Source organism: Streptomyces sp. NPDC020884 (assembly GCF_044333935.1).
Classification (GTDB): domain Bacteria; phylum Actinomycetota; class Actinomycetes; order Streptomycetales; family Streptomycetaceae; genus Streptomyces.
In genome coordinates this window covers 438190-459517 of the sequence record NZ_JBIRRY010000002.1, presented here as the reverse complement: position 1 = coordinate 459517, position 21328 = coordinate 438190, and the positions used below count along the sequence as shown (strand labels likewise).

The following is a 21328-nucleotide window of genomic DNA, read 5'->3' as shown; positions in this document are numbered from 1 at the left end:
TGGGTGTGTCCCGCCCCCCTCACCACGCCCCGTAGAATTGACCCAACACCCGGCCGGGCGGCCGGGTGGTGACCCGAGGAGCCACCCTTGGCTGCTGAGCTGCATGTCGAGCTGGTCGCCGCTGACCGAAGTGTCTGGTCCGGCGAGGCCACCCTGGTCGTCGCGCGCACCACGTCCGGCGACATCGGCGTCATGCCCGGTCACCAGCCGCTTCTCGGTGTGCTGGAATCGGGCCCGGTGACGATCCGCACGAGTGAGGGCGGCACCGTGATCGCCGCCGTGCACGGCGGATTCATCTCGTTCGCGGACGACAAGCTGTCGCTGCTGGCCGAGATCGCCGAGCTGGCCGACGAGATCGATGTCGAGCGCGCCGAGCGGGCGCTGGAGCTCGCGAAGTCGGACGTGGACGCCGCTGCCCAGCGGCGCGCCGACGTACGACTGCGTGCGGTGGCGGTGCGCTAGCACCCCCACTGACAGATGTTTTTACTCAGCCGCGGCCCGAGCTGGAGCAATCCAGCCGTGTCGCGGCTGAGGCGATGCAGGTGCAATACGGTTTCGGTGTTCGTTACTCGACGATGCGAGGAGGTCGGTGGAGATGGTCCTCGCGTTGTGGGTGGGCGCGTCCGTCATCGTCACGGTCCTGTTGGGACTGTTCGTCTTCGGCCTGCGCAGGCGGCTGATCCAGCGGTCCGGAGGGACCTTCGACTGCAGCCTGCGCTGGGACGTGTCGGAGGAACCCGATGCTCTCGGCAAAGGCTGGGTGTACGGGGTCGCCCGCTACAGCGGTGACCGCGTCGACTGGTTCCGGGTCTTCTCCTACGCTCCTCGCCCCCGCCGGGGCCTGGAGCGTTCTGCGATCGAGGTGATCGCCCGCCGGCTGCCGGAGGGCGAGGAGGAGCTGGCGCTCCTGTCCGACTCCGTCGTGCTCGGCTGTCTCCACCGGGGGACGCGCCTGGAGCTGGCGATGAGCGAGGACGCCCTGACCGGCTTCCTCGCCTGGCTGGAGGCGGCGCCGCCCGGCCAGAGGGTCAACGTCGCGTAGCGGAGCGCGTACACGGCGCGAACGTACGCGTACACAGCGAAAAACCGGGGAGACGGGGGGCGGACCCGTCTCCCCGGTGCTTTTCCGGGGTGGTGCGGTGTTACGGCGGCGTGGGGACTACTGGAGACCGCTGTTGATCGCGCTCACCAGTTCGCCGTTGGTGGTGTCACCGGAGAACTCCCAGAAGAACGCGCCTCCCAGGCCCTGGTTCTTCGCCCAGGTCATCTTGGAGCCGATGGTGGCCGGGGTGTCGTAGCTCCACCAGTTGGTGCCGCAGTGGGCGTACGCGGTGCCGGCGATGGTGCCGGTGGCCGGGCAGGAGCTCTTGAGGACCTTGTAGTCCTCGATGCCCGCCTCGTACGTGCCCGGGGCCGCGCCGGTCGCCGTGCCGCCGGGGGCGGACTGGGTGACGCCGGTCCAGCCGCGGCCGTAGAAGCCGATGCCCAGGAGCAGCTTCTTGGCCGGGACGCCCTGCGCCTTCAGCTTGGCGATGGCGTCGGCGGAGGTGAAGCCGTCCTGCGGGATGCCCGTGTAGGGGTTCAGCGGTGAGTGCGGGGCGGTCGGGCCCTGGGCCGCCCAGGCGCCGAAGAAGTCGTACGTCATCACGTTGTACCAGTCCATGGACTGGGCGGCGCCCGCGTAGTCGGCGGCGTCGATCTTGCCGCCGGCCGAGCCGTCCGCGGTGATGGCGGCGGTGACCAGGTTGTTCGCGCCGAACTTCGCCCGCATGGCGGAGGCCATGTTCTTCAGCGCGGCCGGTCCGCTGGTGTCACAGGTGAGACCGCAGGCGTTGGGGTACTCCCAGTCGAGGTCGATGCCGTCGAAGACATCGGCCCAGCGGGGGTCCTCGACCAGGTCGTAGCAGGACTGGGCGAAGGCGGCGGGGTTCTGCGCGGCCTGGGGGAATCCGCCGGACCAGGTCCAGCCGCCGAACGACCAGAGGACCTTGATGTGCGGGTACTTGGCCTTCAGCTTGCGCAGCTGGTTGAAGTTGCCGCGCAGCGGCTGGTCCCAGGTGTCGGCGACGCCGTCGACGGACTGGTCGGCGGTGTACGCCTTGTCGTAGTCGGCGTACGAGTCGCCGATGGTGCACTTGCCGTTCTGCACGTTGCCGAAGGCGTAGTTGATGTGCGTGATCTTCGCGGCCGAGCCGGACGTCACCAGGTTCTTGACGTGGTAGTTGCGCCCGTAGACGCCCCAGTTGGTGAAGTAGCCCAGGTTGATCTTCTCACCGACGGGCGGCTCGCCGCCGCCACCGGTGGTGCGCACGGAGACGGAGCCGGACACCGGGCCGGTCTGGTCGGCGGTGTCCCGGGCCTGCACGGCGTAGGAGTAGTCGGTGCCCGCGGTCAGGCCGGTGTTGGTGTACGTGGTGCCGGTGACCGTGGCGACCTTCGCGCCGTCCCGCAGGACGTCGTAGTTCTTGACGCCGTTGTCGTCCGTCGCGGCGCTCCAGCTGAGCTTCACCGAGGTGTCGGTGACACCGCTGGTGGTGGGGGCGCCGGGAGCGGAGGGCGGGTTGTCGCCCGGCACGCTGCCGCCGTCACAGGAGGCGCCGTTCAGCTTGCAGCCCGAGGGGGAGCCGGAGCCGGTGCCGTTGAAGCCGAAGCTGATGCTGGCGCCGGGGGCCACGGTCCCGTTCCAGGACAGGTTCTTGGCGGTCCAGTGGTTGCCGCTGCTGGTGACGGTGGCGTCCCATGCGGAGCCGGCCGAGGTGCCCGAGGGGAAGTCCCACTCGATGGTCCAGGAGGAGAGCGCGGTGGTGCCGGTGTTCTTCACCGTCCACTGGCCCTCGAAGCCGGTGCCCCAGTCCGACTTCTTGGTGTACGTGGCGGTGGCCGACGCGGCCGCCGATGCGGGGGAGGCGAGCGTGACCATCGCGGCCAGTGGCACGACGAGCGCGGTCAGGGCCGCGACGACCTTGGATCTGCCGCTCGGGGTGGGGATCCATCTGAATCTGGAACGGCGTCTGGGGGATTCAGTGCTCAACGGTGCTCCTCGGGTGAGGTCCAACAAACGGGGGTAATTCGTGGACTGCAAACCCTGCGCCGCCCTGAGTACGGGTGCTCTCGTACTCACCGCAGTGTGTGTTCGGTGACAGTAGAAAGGTCTGGACCAACCGTCAAGAGGTCTGGACCAAAGATCGGGTACCCGATCAGATCCCCAACTCCTGGGCCAGAACGGCCGCCTGGACCCGGCTGCGCAGCTCCAGCTTCCCCAGCAGCCTGCTGACATGGGTCTTCACCGTGGCCTCGGCCATCGAGAGGCGCAGCGCGATCTCCGCGTTCGACAACCCCTCGCCCAGACACCCCAGCACCTCGCGTTCGCGCCGGGTGAGCGCGTCCAGCACCGCCGGATCGGCGGCCCCCCGGCCGCGTACGGATGTCGCCCCGGCGAACTCCGCGATCAGCCGGCGGGTCACGGCCGGGGCGATCAGCCCCTCGCCGCGCGCCACCGTCCGTACCGCCTCCAGCAGATCGCGGGCGTCGGTGTTCTTCAGCAGGAAGCCGGACGCCCCCGCGCGCAGCGCCCCGAAGACGTACTCGTCCAGGTCGAACGTGGTCAGCACGAGGACGTCCGCGAGCTCCTCGGCGACCACCTGCCGGGTCGCCGCGACCCCGTCCAGCCGGGGCATCTGCACATCCATCAGCACCAGGTCCGGGCGGAGTTCACGTGCCAGGCGCACCGCCGCCTCACCGTCCCCCGCCTCTGCGACGACCTCGATGTCCGGCGCGCTGCCGAGGATCAGCACCAGCCCCGCGCGCACTGCCGACTGGTCCTCCGCGACCAGTACCCGGATCGTCATTCCCGCATCGTCCTCTCCGTCACGGGCAGTTCGGCCCGCACCCGCCAGATCTTGTGGTCGTCGCCGTCCGGCTCGGCCGCGGCCCGAAACGTCCCGCCGAGCAGCGCGACCCGCTCCCGCATGCCCACCAGGCCCGCCCCGGAACCCGGCGCCGTGGGCCCCGGACGGCTCCCGAACACGCTGGTCACCTCCACTCTCAGCGCCCCCTCCGGGTGGGCGAGCCGTACGGTGACCGGGCCCGGCGCCGCGTGCTTGAGGGCATTGGTCAAGGACTCCTGCACGATCCGGTACGCGGCCAGCTCGACGGGCGTCGGCAGCGCGTCGGCCCCCGGGGCCCGGGTGTCCTCCAGGGTGCAGACGAGGCCGCTGGAAGCCCCGTTGACGTTCGTCTGCTCGACCAGGGCGTCCAGGGACGCGAGCGTCGGGGCCGCTGCCGGGGCGTCGTCCTCGCCGCCCTCCCGCAGCAGCCCGATCAGCCGGCGCATCTCCGCGAGCCCCTCGACGCTGTTCTCCCGGATCACCTTCAGCGCGTTCCGCGAGGTGTCCGGGTCGTCGATGGACAGGGCCGCCGTGGAGTGGATCGCCACGGCGGAGAGGTGGTTGGCCACCATGTCGTGCAGCTCCCGGGCCATCCGGGCGCGCTCGGCGACCACCGCCTGCGTCCGGTCCATCTCGGCGAGCCGCGCGGTCTGGCGGGCTGCCAGCCGGGCGGCCTCGGCGGCGACGCGGTGGTTGCGCACGACGACGCCGGTGATGGCGGGCAGGAAGGAGATCAGCCCCGTGACGACGCCGATCAGCAGCGCCTCGGGTCTGCGGAACCAGGCCAGGAAGCCGATCGTGCTCGCGACGGTGACCAGGAGCGTGGTCACCGGGATCCGGCGGGCCGCGGCCGGGGTCCCGTAGAGCACGGCCGCGTACATGACGTCCGTGAACATCAGGATGGTCGCCAGGCTGCCGCGGGTGAACTGGTCCGCGACCACCGCGAGGGTGCCGACGACCAGGGCCGTCTGCGGGGCGCTGCGGCGCAGCAGCTCCATCGCGGCCATCACCGTCAGCGGTACGAGGGCCATCCAGGGTGCGGCGAAGGGGCGGCCGACCTGGGTGTGCAGGCCGAGCAGCCACAGGAGCAGCCCCCCGAGCAGCCCGGAGGCGGCGAGGGCGACGTCGTCGCGGTGGGGGCGGAGGGCGGTGAGCACCCCTCCATCCAACACGCAGCACCGCCGCCGGGCCTCCCTTCAGGGGCCGATGCGCGGCTACATCGAAGGATGCAGTCCCGTTTCGTCACTGCCGACGACGTTTCGACGCGCGACGGCCGGGAGGCTGGAGGACAACGGGAGGAGAGACACTGTGATCGCGCTACTGGTCGTGCTCTGTGAGGTCGCGTTCTGGGTGCTGCTGGCCGCCGGGCTCGCGCTGCGGTACGTCGCGAGGAAGCCGAGGCTCGGCGCGGCCGTGCTGCTGTGCGAACCGCTGCTGGAGGTCGTGCTGCTGGTGGTGACGGCGATCGACCTGAGGAACGGGGCCGAGCCGGACTGGAAGCACGGCCTGGCCGCCGTCTACATCGGCTTCACGGTGGGCCTGGGCCACTCCACCATCACGTGGGTGGACGCGCGCGTCGCCCACCGCTGGTTCGGCGGCCCGCCGCCGGTGAAGCCGCCGAAGTACGGCATGGCGCGCGCCGTCCACGAGTGGCGCACCGCCGCCCGCTGGATCCTGGCCGCGGTGGTCGCGCTGGGCCTGCTCCAGGCGGCGGTCTGGTACGTCGGCGGGGGAGGGGACACCGGTTCGCTGCGGATGTGGCAGCAGAAGATGGGCTGGGTGATCGGCATCAACCTGATCATCGCGGGGGGCTACACGGTGTTCCCCAAGCAGGCCCCGAAGGGCGTTGCCGAGCGGGAGCCCGTCGACCGCTAGGGCCTCGCGACGAACTCCCGCCGGGCGGTGTCAGCGCTCGCCGCCCGGCACCCACAGCACGTCCCCGACCTCCTTGTTCGCGCTCCGCGCCAGGATGAACAGGAGGTCGGAGAGGCGGTTGAGGTAGGTGGCGGTCAGGGTGTTCATGGAGTCGCCGTGCACCTCCAGGGCCGCCCAGGTGGACCGCTCCGCCCGCCGGACCACGGTGCATGCCTGGTGCAGCAGGGCGGCCCCCGGCGTACCTCCCGGGAGGATGAAGCTGCGGAGCTTCTCCAGCTCCTCCAGGAAGCGGTCGCAGTCCTTCTCCAGCTTGTCGATGTAGGACTGCTCCACCCGCAGCGGCGGGTACTCCGGGTTCTCGACCACCGGGGTGCACAGGTCCGCGCCCACGTCGAAGAGGTCGTTCTGGACGCGTAGCAGGACCTTCGCCAGGTCCTCGGGCAGCTGACCGAGCGCGATGGCCGCGCCGATCGCGGCGTTGGCCTCGTTGGCGTCCGCGTACGCCGAGATCCGCAGATCGGTCTTGGCGGTGCGGCTCATGTCGCCGAGGGCCGTGGTGCCCCGGTCGCCGGTCCGGGTGTAGATGCGCGTCAGATTGACCATGGGGCCAGCCTAGTTATGCTCCGGCCCGCCGGAAGACCCGTGTGCCCACCGTCACGGCCGCGGCGGCGAAGCCCACGGCGACCAGGGCCCCGTAGAGCATGTGCGCCGTGGCGTACGAGCCCAGGTAGGCGTCCCGCACCGCGTCCACCAGATAGCGGAACGGCGTGAAGTGCGAGAGCACGTCCAGCCAGCCGGGGCCGAGGGTGATCGGCAGCATCAGACCGGAGAGCAGCATGGCCGGCATCGTCAGCGCGTTGATCACCGGCCCGAACTCCTGCGGGGTGCTGACCCGCAGGGCCAGGGCGTACGAGAGGGAGGCCAGCGAGAGCGCCAGCAGACCGGTGAACGCGAAGCCGATCAGGACGCCCGCCAGCGGTGCGCGCAGCCCCATGAGCAGCGCGGCGAGCACCAGCAGGACGGCCTGGAAGGTGAAGAGCAGCGCATCGCGCAGCACCCGCCCCAGCAGCAGGGCCAGTCGGCTGACCGGGGTCACCCGCATCCGCTCCACCACCCCCGTCGACTTCTCGACGATGATCGCGAAGCCGGCGAAGGACGCGCCGAACAGGCTGAGTTGGAGGAGCAGGCCGGGCACCAGGATCTGCCAGGAGTCGGCGGCGGAGCCGAGCGGCAGATCCTGGAGCAGCGGGCCGAAGAAGAGGAGGTAGAGCAGCGGCATCAGCATGCCGAAGAAGATCTGGAAGCGGGAGCGCAGGGTCTGCCGGGCGTACCGCCCGAAGATGATCGCGGTGTCGTGGAAGAGCACGGGAGGGTTCCTATACGGCTGCGGGGGCGGGGTCGGCAGGGGTGACGGGACGGCCGGTGGCGGCCAGGAACGCGTCCTCGAGGGGGGCGTCGGGGGAGCCGGCGTACCGGCTCTTCAGCTCGGCCGGGGTCCCCTCCGCGACCACCGTGCCGCCGTCGATCAGGATCAGCCGGTCCGCCAGCGCGTCGGCCTCGTCGAGGTAGTGGGTGGTCAGGACGACGGTGGTGCCGTGCTCGTCGCGCAGGCTCCGCACCAGGTCCCACAGGTCGGTCCGGCTGCCCGGGTCCAGGCCCGTGGTGGGCTCGTCCAGGAAGAGCACGGCCGGGCGGTGGGTGAGCGCCATGGCGATGTCGAGCCGCCGCCGCTGGCCCCCGGAGAGGCTCGCCGCCTTCCGGTCGAGCAGCCCTTCGAGGCCGAGCAGGGCGGCCAGCTCGTCGGTGCGCGCGACGGCCGCCACCCGGCTCAGCCGGTACAGACGGCCCTGGGTCACGAGCTCCTCCCGGACGGTCAGATACGGGTCGACGCCACCGGACTGGGCGACGTACCCGCAGACCTCGCGGACGGCCGCGGGATCGGCGAGCAGGTCGTGGCCGGCCACGGTGGCCGCGCCGCCGGTCGGGGTGAGCAGCGTGGTGAGCATGCGCAGGGTGGTCGTCTTGCCCGCGCCGTTGGGGCCGAGGAGGCCGACGATCTCTCCCGCGCGGATGGTCAGGTCGATGGAGCGGACGGCTTCCACCGGGCCGCTCGGGGTCGTGAAGGTCCGGGCGAGCCCGGACGTGCTGATGACGGTCATGGGGCCAGAAAAACAGAGCCACTCCAAAATTGCAATGCCACCAAAATTTCATCGACATCATGATCGCCCGGCGCGTCCTACGATGGAGGCATGGCTGAGGGACTCAGGGAACGCAAGAAGCGCCAGGCCAGGCAGCGCATCTCGGACATGGCGACCGGGCTGTTCCTCCAGCACGGCTTCGTCACGGTGACCGTCGCCGAGATCGCCGATCTGGCCGAGGTCTCCGTCAACACCGTCTACAACTACTTCCCGGCCAAGGAAGACCTCTTCCTCGACCGGATGAAGGGCGTCACCCAGCGCGTCGCCCGGTACGTCCGCGCCCGCGACAAGGGCGAGTCGGCCGCCGAGGCCGTCCTGCGCGAGGTGCGCGCCGCCGTCGTCGCCGTCTCGCCGGAGTTCGGGCTGATGGACGGCTTCGCCGACTTCATGCGCGTCATCGAGGACGCCCCCACCCTCAAGGCCCGCCTCTGGTACCTCCAGCAGGAGGTGCTCCAGTCCGTCGTCGACACCCTGCGCGAGGACACCGGCGCGAGCGGGGACGACCCGCTGCCGCTCCTCGTCGGCGGCCAGATCGCCTGGATCGAACACGCCCTCGTCGGCTATGTCAGCCAGGAGATGCTGAAGGGCCGCAAGGCCGTCGAGGTCTCCCGGGACGCCCTCGGCGTCCTCGACGACATCGAGGGGCTGCTCGGCGATCAGGTCCTCAACTACGCGCGGCGCGGAGCCGAATGACGCGTCCCGGTGTGATGTCCGTCATCTGAGACGTGACGCGCATCTCTTCACCGCCCCAGCGCGCCCGACGGGTACTAACCTCCGCCGAAGAGCATGTGAACCGCCGTGAACGAATGCGCACGGGCGAAGAGAGACCAAGGGGTGCGAACGTGGCCAGGAAGCTCGCCGTCATCGGGGCCGGACTCATGGGGTCCGGCATCGCGCAGGTCTCCGCACAGGCGGGCTGGGACGTCGTGCTGCGGGACGTCACCGACGCCGCGCTGACCCGGGGCCGTGACGGCATCAAGGCCTCGTACGACAAGTTCGTCGCCAAGGGCAAGCTGGACGCGGCCGACGCCGGGGCCGCGCTCGCCCGCATCACCACGACCACCGACCTGGACGCCGTGGCCGACGCGGACATCGTCGTGGAAGCCGTCTTCGAGAAGCTGGAAGTCAAGCACGAGATCTTCCGCACCCTGGACAAGGTCGTCGGCGAGCACACCGTCCTGGCGTCCAACACCTCCGCCATCCCGATCACCAAGATCGCGGCCGTGACGGAGCGTCCGGAACGCGTCGTGGGCGTGCACTTCTTCTCGCCGGTCCCGATGATGCAGCTCTGCGAGCTGGTGCGCGGCTACAAGACCAGCGACGAAACCCTCGCCACCGCAAGGGAGTTCGCCGAGTCGGTCGGCAAGACCTGCATCGTCGTCAACCGTGACGTGGCGGGCTTCGTCACCACCCGGCTGATCTCGGCGCTCGTCGTCGAGGCCGCCAAGCTGTACGAGTCGGGCGTCGCCTCGGCCGAGGACATCGACACCGCCTGCAAGCTGGGCTTCGGCCACGCCATGGGTCCGCTCGCCACCGCGGACCTGACCGGCGTCGACATCCTGCTGCACGCCACCGGCAACATCTACACCGAGTCGCAGGACGAGAAGTTCGCCGCCCCGGAACTGATGCGCCGGATGGTCGACGCAGGTGACATCGGGCGCAAGAGCGGGCAGGGGTTCTACACGTACTGACCGGACCCACCCCCTTCCGGACGCCGGCCCGCCGCCGTCCGGGCCGGGGGAGCCGGGGATTGTACCCGGCAGGGACCGGTCGCCGACGAACCGGAGTCACTCCACCGAGTGAATTCGGTATCGGTTCGCTTACAGACGGCAACTTCCCTGTCGTCGCGGCAGTCAGTTGTGGCAGAGACAAGGCCGACGACAGAACAGACAGACGGACCTTCTACGGAGCATGACCGGGGAGCGCATATGTACATCAGGGGCGACCACGCCGAGCTGGTCGTCGGGGGCCGCCTCGACGTCCGAAGCGCGGCGGACGCCCGTACGGTCCTGCACTCGGCCGTGGACGACGGAGTCGGCGATCTCGTGCTGGACCTGACCGAGCTGGACTCCTGGGACGCCACCGGACTCGGCGTCATCATGGGGGCCCACCGCCGGGCCGGACGGGCCGGACGCCGCCTGGTGCTGCGCGGCGTGCCGCCGCAGATGCAGCGCCTCCTGGTGGCCACCCGGCTGCACCGCATCCTGGCGATCGAGGGCGGCATCGCCGCGGAGTCGCTGCCGCGCGTCTGAGGACCTGGCGCGGGTGCGGGGTGTGCGGGGGGCCGAGGGCCTGCCGTGCGTCCGGGGGCCCGGGGGCCTCCCACCGGGATCCGGACGGCCGGACGGACCGTACCCGGCGGCAGAAGCCACGCAATCCTCATCGGAACGTGACGTCCTGGACGGCGCGGCACCCCGGCGGTTTATGGATACTGTGCCAAGGTCTAAGGTTCGGCCCGTCCGCCGATCGACGACGAACCCATGGGCGGACACCGGACCGGAAGCGACAGCGGGGCGTGTGAGGCCGGGAGGGGCAACCGCGCACCACGCGTCTGGGGGACTTTGCGATGGACCCGACACACCGGGCACCGGAAGAGTACGGGCAGGGCCACGACCGCTCCGGCGGCGACCCCGGCCACCGCCGGCCGTCCCGTGAATCCGGCGCCGCCGACTTCGGCCAGCAGACACCGCAGCAGATCCGCGTCGTCCAGCTGACCGCGGGCGACCTGCTGCTCACGGTCAATCCCGTCGACGGCAGCGAGGTCGAGGCCTGCCCGCCCGGCCGGGGCCCCGACGCCCCGGCCCGCCGCACCCCCGCCGAACGCGCCGACCACGAACGCGCCGGCGCACCCCCCGTGCCCACCGGCCCGCCCGCTCCGCAGCTGCCCCTCATGGAGCGCCAGGAGGAGCGCGAGCGCCTGGTCGGCCTGCTGGCCCGCGGCCGCAGCGTACGGCTCACCGGCCAGGCCGGCTCCGGCCGCACCGCGCTGCTGGACGCCGTCGCCGGCGACTGCGCGGACCTGGCCCCCGACGGGGTCGTCCGGCTCAACGGCCGGGGCCGCACCGGCGCCGACCTGCTGCACGCCCTCTTCGACACCGTCTACAAGGCCCCGGGCCACCGCCCCGACCGCGACGAACTGCTCGCCCTCCTCCGGGGTGTCGGCGCCGTCGTCACCATCGACGACCTGGAGATCGGCGCAGCGGCCCTCGATGAACTCCTCGCCGCCACCCCCGAGTGCGCCTTCCTGCTCGCCGCCACCCCCGACGCCACCCACCCCGGCGTCGATGCCCACCTGGAGGAGGTGCTCCTCGCCGGGCTCGGCCGCGGCGCCTCGCTGGCCCTGCTCGAGAAGGTCGTCGAGCGCCCCCTCACCGAGGAGGAGCGCAACTGGGCGGGCGACCTCTGGTTCGAGTCCGAGGGCCTGCCGCTCCGCTTCGTCCAGGCCGGGTCCCTCCTCGTCCAGCGCGACCGGCTGCGCGTCGACCCCGAAGCCTTCGACGAGTACGACTACTTCGAGCCACGCCCGGACGACGCGCCTCCGGCCCCCGGAGCACCCGCCGCCGAAGCCCTCGACGTCCCCCTGCCGAGCCTCGGCGAGGGCGCCGCGCCCGCCGTGCTGCTCGCCTCCCGGCTCAGCGAGGCGGCCCGCGAGACCCTGCGCTTCGCCGTCGCCCTCGGCGGCGAGGTGCCCCACCAGGCCCATCTGCCGGCCCTCGTGGGCGACACCCACGCGGACGCCGCGCTCGGCGAACTCGCGGGCTGCGGCCTGCTCTCCCCGGCCGGCCCCCGCTACCGCCTCGCCGCAGGAGTCCTCGCCCAGCTGGCGGCGGCCGGCTACGAGGACACCGCCGCCGCCCACGCCCGTACCGCCGCCCAGCACTACGCCTGGTGGACCTCGCACCCCTCGGTCACCCCGCAGCGGGCCGTCGCCGAGGCCGACGCGATCGTCGCCTCGCTGGCCCGGCTGGTCCCGGGCGACGAGGTGGGAGCGGCCAGCGCGGCCGTCCTGCTGGCCCGCAGCGCCTCCCCGGCCTTCGCCGCGGGCCTGGGCTGGGGAGCCTGGGAGCGGGCCCTCAGGATCGGCCAGGAGGCCGCCAGGATCGCCGGCGAGGTCGCCGAGGAGGCCTACTTCCACCACGAGTTGGGCGTCCTCGCACTCTGCTGCGGCAACCCGGACCGGGCCCGGACCGAGCTGGAGACCTCGATCGGGATGCGCGGCGCGCTCGCCGACAAGTCCGGGGCCGTCGCCGGACGCCGCGCCCTCGCCCTGGTCGCGGACCGCTCCGGCGACTTCGCACCGCTGGGCCGCGCCTCCTCGGGCGACGAGGTGCCCGTCGTACGCCAGGACGCCCCGGGCACGCCGCCCGGCGGGATCCCGGGTGCGCCGCTGTTCATCCGGCACACCGCCGAGGAGGAGCCCACGGTCATCTCCTCGCTGCCGCCCGGTCACGCCGCGCGCAGGACCGGCGGCCGTGCCGTCCTGGGCGGCGCCCGGCGCAACCTGGCCGCCGCGGGCGCGGGCGCCCTGCTGATCGCGGTGCTCGGCACCGTGGTCACGCTCGGCGTCACCTCGGGCGACGGCGACGAGCCGGACAGCCGCCACGTCACCACCGAGCAGACGGCCACCGAGGACGCGACCGACGACGGCCTGCCCGCGGACGAGCCCACGGGCGGCTCCGCCCCGGCCGGGGAGACGACCGGCGGCGAGACGTCCGCGACCCCCGGCCCCTCGGGCTCGGCCAGCCCGGGGACGTCCGGCTCCCCGTCCCCGAGCGCCTCCACCACGGGCGGTACGCCGCCGGGTTCGGACGGGCCGACGGACGACGGGAGCAGCTCGCCCGGTGAGCCGTCGCCGACCGGAAAGCCGACCAAGCCCACCAAGCCGCCGACGACCCCGCCCACCACGCCGCCGACGACTCCGCCGACCGAGACGCCGACGACCCCGCCGACCGAGACGCCCACCGACGACCCGGAGCCGCCCCCGGCCGAGGGCTCCTCGTCGGCCGGCGGCCCCGCCGAGTCGGCGAGCGCCCCGGAGTCCGACGCGGCCACCGACGACCCGGCGGCCTGAGGGCGCCGGGGCACAGGACGGGAAAGGGCCGGGCCGCCCACGCCGATGCGTGGGCGGCCCGGCCGCTGTCTCCAGCCGTCGGTCAGAACAGCCGCAGCTTGTCGTCCTCGATGCCCCGCATCGCGTCGTAGTCCAGGACCACACAGCCGATGCCGCGGTCCGTCGCCAGCACCCGGGCCTGCGGCTTGATCTCCTGCGCGGCGAAGACGCCCCGGACCGGCGCGAGGTGCGGGTCGCGGTTCAGCAGCTCCAGATAGCGCGTCAGCTGCTCCACGCCGTCGATGTCACCGCGCCGCTTCAGCTCCACGGCCACCGTCTGCCCCTTCGCGTCCCGGCACAGGATGTCCACCGGCCCGATCGCGGTGGGGTATTCACGGCGGATCAGGGTGTGACCCTCGCCGAGGATCTCGATCCGGTCCGCGAGCAGCTCCTGGAGGTGCGCTTCCACGCCGTCCTTGATGAGCCCCGGGTCGACGCCCAACTCGTACGACGAGTCGTGGAGGACTTCCTCCATCGTGATGATCAGTTTTTCGCCCGCCTTGTTCACCACCGTCCAGATGCCTTCGTCACCGTCGGCGCCCTCCTTCAGGGTGCACGGCGGGGACATCCAGTTGAGCGGTTTGTACGCCCGGTCGTCGGCGTGGATGGAGACGCTTCCGTCCGCCTTCACCAGGATCAGTCGGGGGGCGGAGGGCAGGTGGGCTGTGAGCCGGCCCGCGTAGTCCACGGAGCAACGGGCGATGACGAGACGCATGGTCGGCAACGCTACTCGACGACGGGGGCCCGACGCGATTTCCCCACCCGTGGCCTCCTGTCACTCGGTGCGCGCGGCGTCACGGCCGAGCGGGCTTGCCCCTCTTTGCGCCCCTTCGTTATTGGCCGGTTGTGTTCCCAATCTCCTGGTGCGGCCCGGACTGCGCGCTTAACGTGGAAGCAGGAGGTCGCCGTCCGTGCACGCTGCGTCGTCGCCCCCCTTCCCTGCCCGTAAGGCCCCGGCCACTGCCCGGGGTCGCGAGAGGAGAACCCATGTCGCTCGACGTCTCACCGGCGCTGTTGGAACAGGCCGAGCGAGGCGAGGTCGACGAAGCCGACTTCGTCGACTGCGTCCGGACCTCCCTGCCCTTCGCATGGGAGATGATCAGCTCGCTGGTGGCTCAACTGAAGGTCGACGGCGGACAGTTCGCCGACAACCAGACGCCGCCGCCGGACGAGCAGGCACGTGGTCAGCTGCTGCGCGCGCTCGCGAGTGATGCGATACGCGGCGCGCTGCAGCGGCACTTCGGAGTGCGTCTCGCATTCCAGAACTGCCACCGCGTCGCGGTGTTCCCGATGGACGCCTCGGTCGACGACCGCCTGGCCAAGTTCACCTCGGTGAGGGGCCAGTTGCTCAACCAGTCGCCCGAACTACGGGACTGCTGACGCTTCTGCTGCCGTCCCGTGCCGCGGGAGGTGCAACTGGCTCCGGGGCGGCAGCTCCCGTACCACCGCACCACATGTCCCACTGATGTCCCCGAGGGAATACCGGCATGCGCAGGTCAGGTGAGCAGCGGCAGCACATCGGCGCCCAGCCGCCGGACGTTCTCCTCGGTCGCCGTGAGATCGCCCGACCCCTCCACCAGGAGGGCGAAGCGCGTGATCCCGGTCCGCTCGGCGGTGGCCGCGAGCCGGTCGGCGGCCAGCCGCGGCGGGCCCACCGGATGCAGCCCGCACAGCAGTTCCGTGTACGCGACCGGGTCCCGCATCACGCGGTGCCGGCCGTCGACCGTGACATGGGCGTCGAGCCCCTGGCGCAGCCAGCCGGGCATCGCCTTCACCAGCGTCTCCGTGGCGTCCCGGGCGCCGTCCGCGATCTGGGCCACCCCGGCGGACACATGTGCGGCCCCCTCCACCACCTCGGGCGGATGGCCGGCCTCCCGGGCGGCCGTACGCCACAGGGCGACCATCTCCGCCTTCTCCTCGTCCCCGCAGTGCATGCCCAGCAGCATCGGGAGCGCCTGCCGGGCCGCCAGCCGCACGCTCTTCGGCGAGGTGCACGCCACGACGACCTCGGGCCCCGAGGCGCCCGGACCCGCGTCGGCCGCCCCCTCCAGCAGCTCGTCCGCGCGCGGCACCACCGCCACCTCGCGGAACCCGAACCGCTCGCCGCGCCCCGCGACGCGCGCCTCCCGCAACCAGTCGAGCACCAGGTCGAGCGCCTCGGGGAAGCCGTTCTCGTACGCGTCGAGACCGCCTCCGAACACCTCCAGGTCCACCCACGGACCGCCCCGGCCCACCCCGAGCGAGAAGCGTCCGCCGCTGGTCAGGTGCAGCAGTGCGGCCTGCTCGGCGAGGGCGACCGGGTGGTGGTTGGGCAGCACGCTGACCGCCGTGCCGACCCGGATTCTGCGGGTGCGGCCCAGCAGCAGCGCGGCCAGCGTGGTCGCGGACGGACAGACCCCGTACGGCACGAAGTGGTGCTCCGCCAGCCAGACCGAGTCGAGCCCGCTCTCCTCCGCGGCCTCGGCGGACCGGACGGCCCGGTGCAGGGCCTCACCCGGCCCCTGACCCGGGAACTGGGCTGCCAGAACGAACGTTCCGATGCGCATCGCCTATTGCCTCCTTGCGGCCCGACGCGTTTCTCCCCCACTGGCAACAACGTCTGACACGTGCCAAAGGCACGGTCCAGGCGGAAGTTGTTGCGATTTTCCGCTAACTCACCCCACTGCCGGATCGGACCGCCCGGGACACCCGGCGACCGCCCCCGACACCAGGCTCTAGGCTGGGACGAACCGTGCCCGATCCGCCCCCGTGAGGTGTCCTGTGTCCCCGCGCCGTAACCGCCCCCGTGGCGGCGAGAGTCCCGACGAACACCCCGGCACGGCGCCCGGCAGGTACGGCGGGGGAGGGGCCAGCGAGAGCTGGCAGGGCGAGGAGTGGTCGGTGCGCCCGGTCAGCGGCGCGAGCGCCCAGGGCAAGCGGTACCGCTGCCCCGGCTGCGACCAGGAGATCCCCTCCGGGGTCCCGCACCTCGTCGCCTGGCCCGAGTTCGGCGGCATCGACGACCGCAGGCACTGGCACAAGGCCTGCTGGAACGCGAGAGACCGCCGCACCACCCGGGTGCAGCGGTCCCGCAACGCGCCGCGCCACTGAGCGCACCCGGCTCCGCAGGTGTGCACGAGGGCCCTCGGACGTCGCCCGGCCCCTCAGACGTCGCGCCGGTTCAGTATCGCGACCGCCCCGCCCAGAACCACGGCGGCCACGGCCAGCATCAGCAGCAGCGGCTCCCAGCCGGACGGGCCGGTACTGGTCATCGTCGTGCCGTACAGCCCGCCGATCTGGTTGGGGATCGAGTAGTCGATCAGGAAGCGCTGAAGGCCCCGCAGGTTGTCGGCGAACATGAACAGCGCGAGGACCAGGGGCAGCAGCACCACGCCGATCATGATGGTGATCGCGCCCGCCGAGTGCCGCACGATCGCGCCGATCCCGAGCGACAGCAGGCCGAGAGCCGCGATGTAGAGCCCGATCCCGATCGTGGCGCGCAGCCAGTCGTCCCCCGTGGCGGTGGCGCCGTCCAGGGTGAGGGTCTGGAGCCCCGCCACGAAGGTGGCGGTCACCGTCGTGACGACGAAGGTCAGCGAGAAGAAGACGATCGCCTTCGCCACGAGCACCCGGCCCCGGCTCGGGCAGGCCGTCAGCGTCGTACGGATCATGCCGGTGCTGTACTCGGATCCGATGGTCAGTACCCCGAGCGTGATCACACAGATCGAGCCCAGCAGCACCCCGAAGAAGCCCAGGCCCAGCACCGGCTCGTTGGCCAGGCTGCCGCCGTCCGCCGCGATCAGCAGCGCGGTGCCGAGCCCGATCGTCAGCATCAGCACGATCATCACGCCGAGCGTCCAGACCGTGGCCCGCACGGAACGGATCTTGGTCCACTCCGAGGCGACCGCGTCGCCGAGGGTGGCGGGCCGGATCGGGATCGGCGACTGGTAGGAACCCAGCAGGCCGGTGTCCGGCGCCTGCTGATGGGCCTGCGGGGTGGCCGGCGTCGTCATCGGAGGTCCTTGCTGGTCTGCTCCCGGGCCGGAGCGGTGGAAGAGGGCTCGGCGGCGGCGGGTGCGGGTGCGGGTGCGGGGGAGAGCCCGGGGAGCCCGGGGGCCTGGCCGGGAACGGGCGGCGGCGGGGCGTACCAGCCCTCCTGCGGCACTTCCAGCGTCTCGGGGAGCGGCGGGCCGCCGGCGCCGAGAACGTTGCCGTACGCGTCCTGGGGTGGTGGTTCCACCAGGCCCGCCTTGGCGTCGTCCGTCGAGCGGTAGTCCACCATGCCCTGCGTCAGCCGCATGTACGCCTCCTCCAGGGAGGCCTGGTGCGGCGACAGCTCCCAGAGCCGTACGTCGCTCGCGTGGGCCAGGTCGCTGATCCTCGGCAGCGGCAGCCCGGTGACCCGCAGCGCCCCGCCCGGCTCCGACATGACCCGGCCGCCCGCCTCGATGAGCGAGGCCGTCAGCTTCTGCCGCTCCTCGGGACCGTCGTCCGGCACCCGGACCCGGGCGAAGTCGGCGGAGTTCGCGGAGATGAAGTCCGTGACGCTCATGTCGGAGAGCAGCCGGCCGCGCCCGATCACGATCAGGTGGTCGGCGGTCAGCGCCATCTCGCTCATCAGGTGGGACGAGACGAAGACCGTGCGGCCCTCGGCGGCCAGCGTCTTCATCAGATTGCGGACCCAGTGGATGCCCTCCGGGTCGAGACCGTTGACCGGCTCGTCGAACAGCAGCACCTGCGGATCGCCGAGCAGCGCGGCCGCGATCCCGAGCCGCTGCCCCATCCCGAGCGAGAAGCCGCTGGAACGCCGCTTGGCGACGTCCCGGAGACCGACGACGCCCAGCACCTCATCCACCCGCGCCGCCGGGATGCCGGCCAGCTGGGCCAGGGACAGCAGGTGGTTGCGGGCGGTGCGTCCGCCGTGCACGCCCTTGGCGTCCAGCAGCGCGCCCACCTGGCGCGGTGCGTTCGGCAGGCTGCGGTAGGGATGGCCGCCGATCGTGACGTGGCCTGCGGTGGGGCGGTCCAGACCGAGGATCATGCGCATGGTCGTGGACTTGCCCGACCCGTTGGGACCGAGGAAGCCGGTGACGGCCCCCGGCCGCACCTGGAAGGACAGGTCGTCCACGGCCGTCTTCGCGCCGTAGCGCTTGGTCAGGCCGATTGCCTCGATCATTCTCCAGCCCCATCGACTCACTCTGTCGTTCGGGGCTCGGGCCACCCGGCCGCACACCCCCGTAAGAGTTAGGAGGATAACCAGGTGCTGATGGTTCCGGCCAAGTTGCGCACAGCGTGCGACCGGGCCGTCACGCCGACCGGGGCGCCTCCTACGCGTCCCGGTTCTTCAGGACCAGGAATCCGCCGAGCACGGCCGCCAGGACCCAGAGCACCATGATCCCGAGCCCCGCCCAGGCGCCGTACGGGGCCGGATCGCTGCCCATCGCGTCCGGGACGACCTGCATGATCTTCGACCCGGCCTGGTCGGGGAAGTACCGGGCGACGCTCTTGGCCCCCGGCACCGCCGCCAGGATCTGCGAGACCAGGAAGAAGAACGGCATCAGGATGCCGAGCGACAGCATGGAACTGCGCAGCATCGCCGCCACCCCCATGGAGAAGATCGCGATCAGCCCCATGTAGAGCCCGCCGCCGACGACCGCGCGCAACACGTTCTCCGCGCCGAGGTCGGTGCCCCGGTCGCCGAGCATCGCCTGGCCCAGGAAGAACGAGACGAAGCTGGTGAGCAGCCCCACGCCGAGGGCCAGCGCACCGGCCACCGTGATCTTGCTGAGGAGGAACGTCGCGCGCTGCGGCACCGCCGCCAGCGAGGTGCGGATCATGCCGGAGCTGTACTCCGTACCGACCACGAGCACCCCGAACACCACCATCGCCAGCTGGCCGAGAATCGTCCCGGAGAAGCTGACGAAGGTCGGGTCGAAGGTGGCCTGCTCGGCCTCGGAGAGGTCGTCGAACTGGGCGTTCAGCAGGGCGGCGAGCGCCGCGCCCATCACGACCGTGACGAGGAACGCCGAGATGAGGGTCCAGGTGGTCGAGGAGACCGACCGGATCTTGGTCCATTCCGAGGTGAGAACCGCGGGTACCGATGCCATGGTCGTCAGGCCCCCTTGCCGTCGGCGTCGTCGCGCGGGGCTGCGCCCGGCTGATTCCAGTTCTCGCCCCAGCCGGCTCCCACCGCGGGTGGTTCGACCGGGTCCCGTTCGGAATGGGCGTGGTACTCCACCGAGCCCGCCGTCATCTGCATGAACGCCTCCTCCAGGGAGGCCCGCTGGGAACTCAGCTCATGCAGCGTCACCTGGTGCCGGGCCGCCAGCTCGCCCAGCTCCTCGGTGCTCGCGCCGTCGATCTCCAGGGTGCCGCCCGCCGTCTCGACGGCGGTGAAGCCCTCCTGGTGCAGCACATCGCGCAGCCGCTCCTGCTGCGGGGAGCGCAGCCGCGTGTAGCTGCGGGAGTTCTCGTGGATGAAGTCCGCCATCGAGGTGTCGGCGAGCAGTTTGCCCTGGCCGATCACGATCAGATGGTCGGCGGTCAGCGCCATCTCGCTCATCAGGTGGGACGAGACGAAGATCGTCCGGCCCTCCGAGGCGAGCGCCTTCATCAGATTGCGGATCCAGTGGATGCCCTCGGGGTCCAGTCCGTTGACCGGCTCGTCGAACATCAGGATCTCGGGATCGCCCAGCAGCGCGGACGCGATGCCGAGCCGCTGTCCCATGCCCAGGGAGAACCCCTTGGACTTCTTCTTCGCCACCGCGCTCAGGCCGACCATGTCGAGGACCTCGTCGACCCGGCTGCTCGGGATGCGGTTGCTCTGGGCCAGGCACAGCAGGTTGTTGTACGCGCTGCGGCCGCCGTGCATCGCCTTGGCGTCGAGGAGCGCCCCGATGTACTTCAGCGGTTCCTGGAGTTCGCGGTAGTGCTTGCCGTCGATGAGCACCGTACCGCTGGTCGCGTGGTCGAGATCGAGCATCATCCGCATCGTGGTGGACTTGCCCGCCCCGTTCGGGCCGAGGAAGCCGGTCACGATACCCGGCCTGACCTGACACGTCAGATGATCGACGGCGATCTTGCTGCCGAAACGTTTGGTGAGTCCCTCGAGCTCGATCATGCGCACACGCTAGAACGCCCGAGCGCCCGGCGCCACCACAAGGGCGGAACCGGGCGCACACGGGGTACGGAACGTGCCGGGGGTCAGCGGGTCTGCTGGGCCGGAACACCGCGGGGAGCGGGCTCGTCCTCCGCCGGGGAGCCGGCGGCGGCCACGGCGGCGCCGGTCAGCGTCGCCAGCATCTCGCGGACGTTGGTCAGCTGCGCGTTGATCGAGTCGCGGCGGTTGGTGAGCGCCGCCAGCTCGCGCTCCGATTCGCTGCGGATCCGGTCGGCCTTGGCGTTGGCGTCGGCGACGATGTCCTCGGCCTGGCGCTGCGCGGTCTCCACCGTCTGGCGGGCCCGGCGCTCGGCGTCCGTGCGGAGCTTCTCGGCCTCCAGGCGGAGCTGCTCGGCGCGGTGCTCGATCTCGGCGAGACGCTTCTCGGCCTTGGCCTGGCGGGACGCGAGGTCGCGCTCCGACTGCTCGCGGCGCTTGGCGAGGTTGGTCTCGAAGTCGGCCGCTGCCTGGGCGGCCTTGGCGCGGGTCTCCTCGAAGAGGGCGTCGGCCTCCTCGCGCTTCTGCTGGGCGTCCTTCTGGGCGTCGGAGCGCAGGGTGGTCGCCTCGCCCTGAGCCTTCTCGACGATGCGGACGCCCTCGTCCTCGGCCTTCGCCTTGCGCTCGGAGGCGAACGACTCGGCGTCGTTGCGCACCTGCTGGGCCGCCGACTCGGCGAGCTCGCGGTGCTGCTCGGCCGCGCGACGGGCCTCCTCGCGCAGGTCCTTGGCCTCCTCCTCGGCGAGGCGGAGAATCTTCTCGACACGGGCGCCGAGGCCGGCGTACGACGGCTCGGCGTCGTTTACCTGGGCCTGTGCGTTCTGCGTCTCGAGGTGCAGCTCCTCGATGCGCTTTTCCAGAGAGGTGATTCGGGCCAGGGCACTATCACGGTCGGCGACGAGCTTGGTAATGCGGTCGTCCACCTGACCGCGGTCGTAGCCACGGCGCACGAGCTCGAAGCCGAAGGGGGAGGAAGGGTCACTCATGGGGTTCCTGTCGAATGAGACCGGTGAGGTGATAGGGGGAATCCTAGGGGCCATAGCGGCGTGTCAGCGTGCAGATGCCGGTTTGATCTGGAGAATGACACCCCTTTTGAGTGGCTGACCCCCGGAGTGCTTGCCAC

Annotated in this window: 22 protein-coding genes; 9 read left to right on the top strand and 13 right to left on the bottom strand. The window is 71.5% G+C overall.

The window, feature by feature from the left end; all coding sequences use genetic code 11:
- Positions 1-87: 87 nt before the first annotated feature.
- Together ACH4UK_RS08840 and ACH4UK_RS08835 are read left to right on the top strand one after the other, a co-directional pair.
- Positions 88-462 (top strand): F0F1 ATP synthase subunit epsilon, encoded by a 375-nt coding sequence (locus tag ACH4UK_RS08840; protein ID WP_364953936.1) that lies wholly within the window; start codon positions 88-90, stop codon positions 460-462.
- Between the two features lie 133 nt (positions 463-595).
- A complete protein-coding gene (locus tag ACH4UK_RS08835; protein WP_056702475.1) occupies positions 596-1042 on the top strand; it encodes a DUF2550 domain-containing protein in 447 nt (148 codons plus the stop codon).
- A gap of 117 nt (positions 1043-1159) precedes the next feature.
- On the opposite strand, the gene ACH4UK_RS08830 is transcribed toward ACH4UK_RS08835, so the two are convergent.
- The 3 genes from ACH4UK_RS08830 to ACH4UK_RS08820 all read right to left on the bottom strand — a co-directional run bounded on the left by ACH4UK_RS08830 (position 1160) and on the right by ACH4UK_RS08820 (position 5044).
- Complete coding sequence (locus ACH4UK_RS08830; RefSeq protein WP_398355334.1) at positions 1160-3031, bottom strand: glycosyl hydrolase family 18 protein; 1872 nt, start codon at positions 3029-3031, stop codon at positions 1160-1162.
- Between the two features lie 166 nt (positions 3032-3197).
- Positions 3198-3848, bottom strand: a complete 651-nt coding sequence (locus ACH4UK_RS08825; RefSeq protein ID WP_398355333.1) for a response regulator — start codon at positions 3846-3848, stop codon at positions 3198-3200.
- Positions 3845-5044, bottom strand: a complete 1200-nt coding sequence (locus tag ACH4UK_RS08820) for a histidine kinase (protein WP_398355332.1) — start codon at positions 5042-5044, stop codon at positions 3845-3847. Before ACH4UK_RS08820 ends, ACH4UK_RS08825 begins: the two co-directional genes overlap by 4 nt.
- Positions 5045-5195: 151 nt before the next feature.
- On the opposite strand from ACH4UK_RS08820, the gene ACH4UK_RS08815 reads away from it, so the two are divergent.
- Positions 5196-5762 (top strand): hypothetical protein, encoded by a 567-nt coding sequence (locus ACH4UK_RS08815; RefSeq protein WP_398355331.1) that lies wholly within the window; start codon positions 5196-5198, stop codon positions 5760-5762.
- Positions 5763-5792: 30 nt separating this feature from the next.
- Here ACH4UK_RS08815 and ACH4UK_RS08810 read toward each other — a convergent pair whose 3' ends face one another.
- The 3 genes from ACH4UK_RS08810 to ACH4UK_RS08800 are packed head-to-tail and all read right to left on the bottom strand — an operon-like array spanning position 5793 to position 7921.
- On the bottom strand, positions 5793-6365 hold the full coding sequence (locus ACH4UK_RS08810) for a cob(I)yrinic acid a,c-diamide adenosyltransferase (protein ID WP_398355330.1): 573 nt from the start codon (positions 6363-6365) through the stop codon (positions 5793-5795).
- 13 nt (positions 6366-6378) lie between these two features.
- Positions 6379-7128, bottom strand: coding sequence for an ABC transporter permease (locus tag ACH4UK_RS08805; RefSeq protein ID WP_398355329.1), 750 nt, complete (start codon positions 7126-7128; stop codon positions 6379-6381).
- A 10-nt stretch (positions 7129-7138) separates the two neighbouring features.
- Positions 7139-7921 (bottom strand): ABC transporter ATP-binding protein, encoded by a 783-nt coding sequence (locus ACH4UK_RS08800; RefSeq protein ID WP_398355328.1) that lies wholly within the window; start codon positions 7919-7921, stop codon positions 7139-7141.
- Positions 7922-8011: 90 nt separating this feature from the next.
- Between ACH4UK_RS08800 and ACH4UK_RS08795 the strand changes: the two genes are divergently transcribed.
- The 4 genes from ACH4UK_RS08795 to ACH4UK_RS08780 all read left to right on the top strand — a co-directional run bounded on the left by ACH4UK_RS08795 (position 8012) and on the right by ACH4UK_RS08780 (position 13031).
- Positions 8012-8653, top strand: a complete 642-nt coding sequence (locus ACH4UK_RS08795) for a TetR/AcrR family transcriptional regulator (RefSeq protein ID WP_398355327.1) — start codon at positions 8012-8014, stop codon at positions 8651-8653.
- Between the two features lie 149 nt (positions 8654-8802).
- Positions 8803-9651, top strand: coding sequence for a 3-hydroxyacyl-CoA dehydrogenase family protein (locus ACH4UK_RS08790; RefSeq protein WP_398355326.1), 849 nt, complete (start codon positions 8803-8805; stop codon positions 9649-9651).
- 237 nt (positions 9652-9888) lie between these two features.
- Entirely contained in the window at positions 9889-10212 is a 324-nt protein-coding gene (locus tag ACH4UK_RS08785) for an STAS domain-containing protein (protein ID WP_398355325.1), read from the top strand.
- A 314-nt stretch (positions 10213-10526) separates the two neighbouring features.
- On the top strand, positions 10527-13031 hold the full coding sequence (locus ACH4UK_RS08780; RefSeq protein ID WP_398355324.1) for an ATP-binding protein: 2505 nt from the start codon (positions 10527-10529) through the stop codon (positions 13029-13031).
- An 82-nt stretch (positions 13032-13113) separates the two neighbouring features.
- On the opposite strand, the gene nucS is transcribed toward ACH4UK_RS08780, so the two are convergent.
- Positions 13114-13785, bottom strand: coding sequence for an endonuclease NucS (gene nucS, locus ACH4UK_RS08775; RefSeq protein ID WP_398355323.1), 672 nt, complete (start codon positions 13783-13785; stop codon positions 13114-13116).
- A gap of 272 nt (positions 13786-14057) precedes the next feature.
- On the opposite strand from nucS, the gene ACH4UK_RS08770 reads away from it, so the two are divergent.
- Positions 14058-14450: an SCO5389 family protein gene (locus ACH4UK_RS08770; protein ID WP_398355322.1), complete on the top strand. Its 393-nt coding sequence runs from the start codon at positions 14058-14060 to the stop codon at positions 14448-14450.
- 116 nt (positions 14451-14566) lie between these two features.
- Here the strand turns inward: ACH4UK_RS08770 and ACH4UK_RS08765 are convergent, their stop codons facing one another.
- Positions 14567-15616 (bottom strand): LLM class flavin-dependent oxidoreductase, encoded by a 1050-nt coding sequence (locus ACH4UK_RS08765; RefSeq protein WP_398355321.1) that lies wholly within the window; start codon positions 15614-15616, stop codon positions 14567-14569.
- Positions 15617-15830: 214 nt separating this feature from the next.
- Here ACH4UK_RS08765 and ACH4UK_RS08760 point away from each other — a divergent pair, with 214 nt between their 5' ends.
- The gene (locus tag ACH4UK_RS08760; RefSeq protein ID WP_398355320.1) at positions 15831-16160 is read left to right on the top strand and encodes an ATP/GTP-binding protein; all 330 of its coding nucleotides are present in this window, start codon (positions 15831-15833) and stop codon (positions 16158-16160) included.
- Positions 16161-16213: 53 nt separating this feature from the next.
- Here ACH4UK_RS08760 and ACH4UK_RS08755 read toward each other — a convergent pair whose 3' ends face one another.
- From ACH4UK_RS08755 to ACH4UK_RS08735, 5 genes are all read right to left on the bottom strand, one after another.
- Positions 16214-17062: an ABC transporter permease subunit gene (locus ACH4UK_RS08755; protein WP_398355319.1), complete on the bottom strand. Its 849-nt coding sequence runs from the start codon at positions 17060-17062 to the stop codon at positions 16214-16216.
- Positions 17059-18225 (bottom strand): ABC transporter ATP-binding protein, encoded by a 1167-nt coding sequence (locus ACH4UK_RS08750; protein ID WP_398355318.1) that lies wholly within the window; start codon positions 18223-18225, stop codon positions 17059-17061. The genes ACH4UK_RS08755 and ACH4UK_RS08750 overlap by 4 nt, the downstream gene beginning before the upstream one ends.
- Before the next feature lie 151 nt (positions 18226-18376).
- The gene (locus ACH4UK_RS08745) at positions 18377-19156 is read right to left on the bottom strand and encodes an ABC transporter permease subunit (protein WP_398355317.1); all 780 of its coding nucleotides are present in this window, start codon (positions 19154-19156) and stop codon (positions 18377-18379) included.
- A 5-nt stretch (positions 19157-19161) separates the two neighbouring features.
- Positions 19162-20169, bottom strand: a complete 1008-nt coding sequence (locus ACH4UK_RS08740; protein ID WP_398355316.1) for an ABC transporter ATP-binding protein — start codon at positions 20167-20169, stop codon at positions 19162-19164.
- Positions 20170-20252: 83 nt separating this feature from the next.
- Entirely contained in the window at positions 20253-21191 is a 939-nt protein-coding gene (locus ACH4UK_RS08735; RefSeq protein ID WP_398355315.1) for a cellulose-binding protein, read from the bottom strand.
- Positions 21192-21328: the final 137 nt, after the last annotated feature.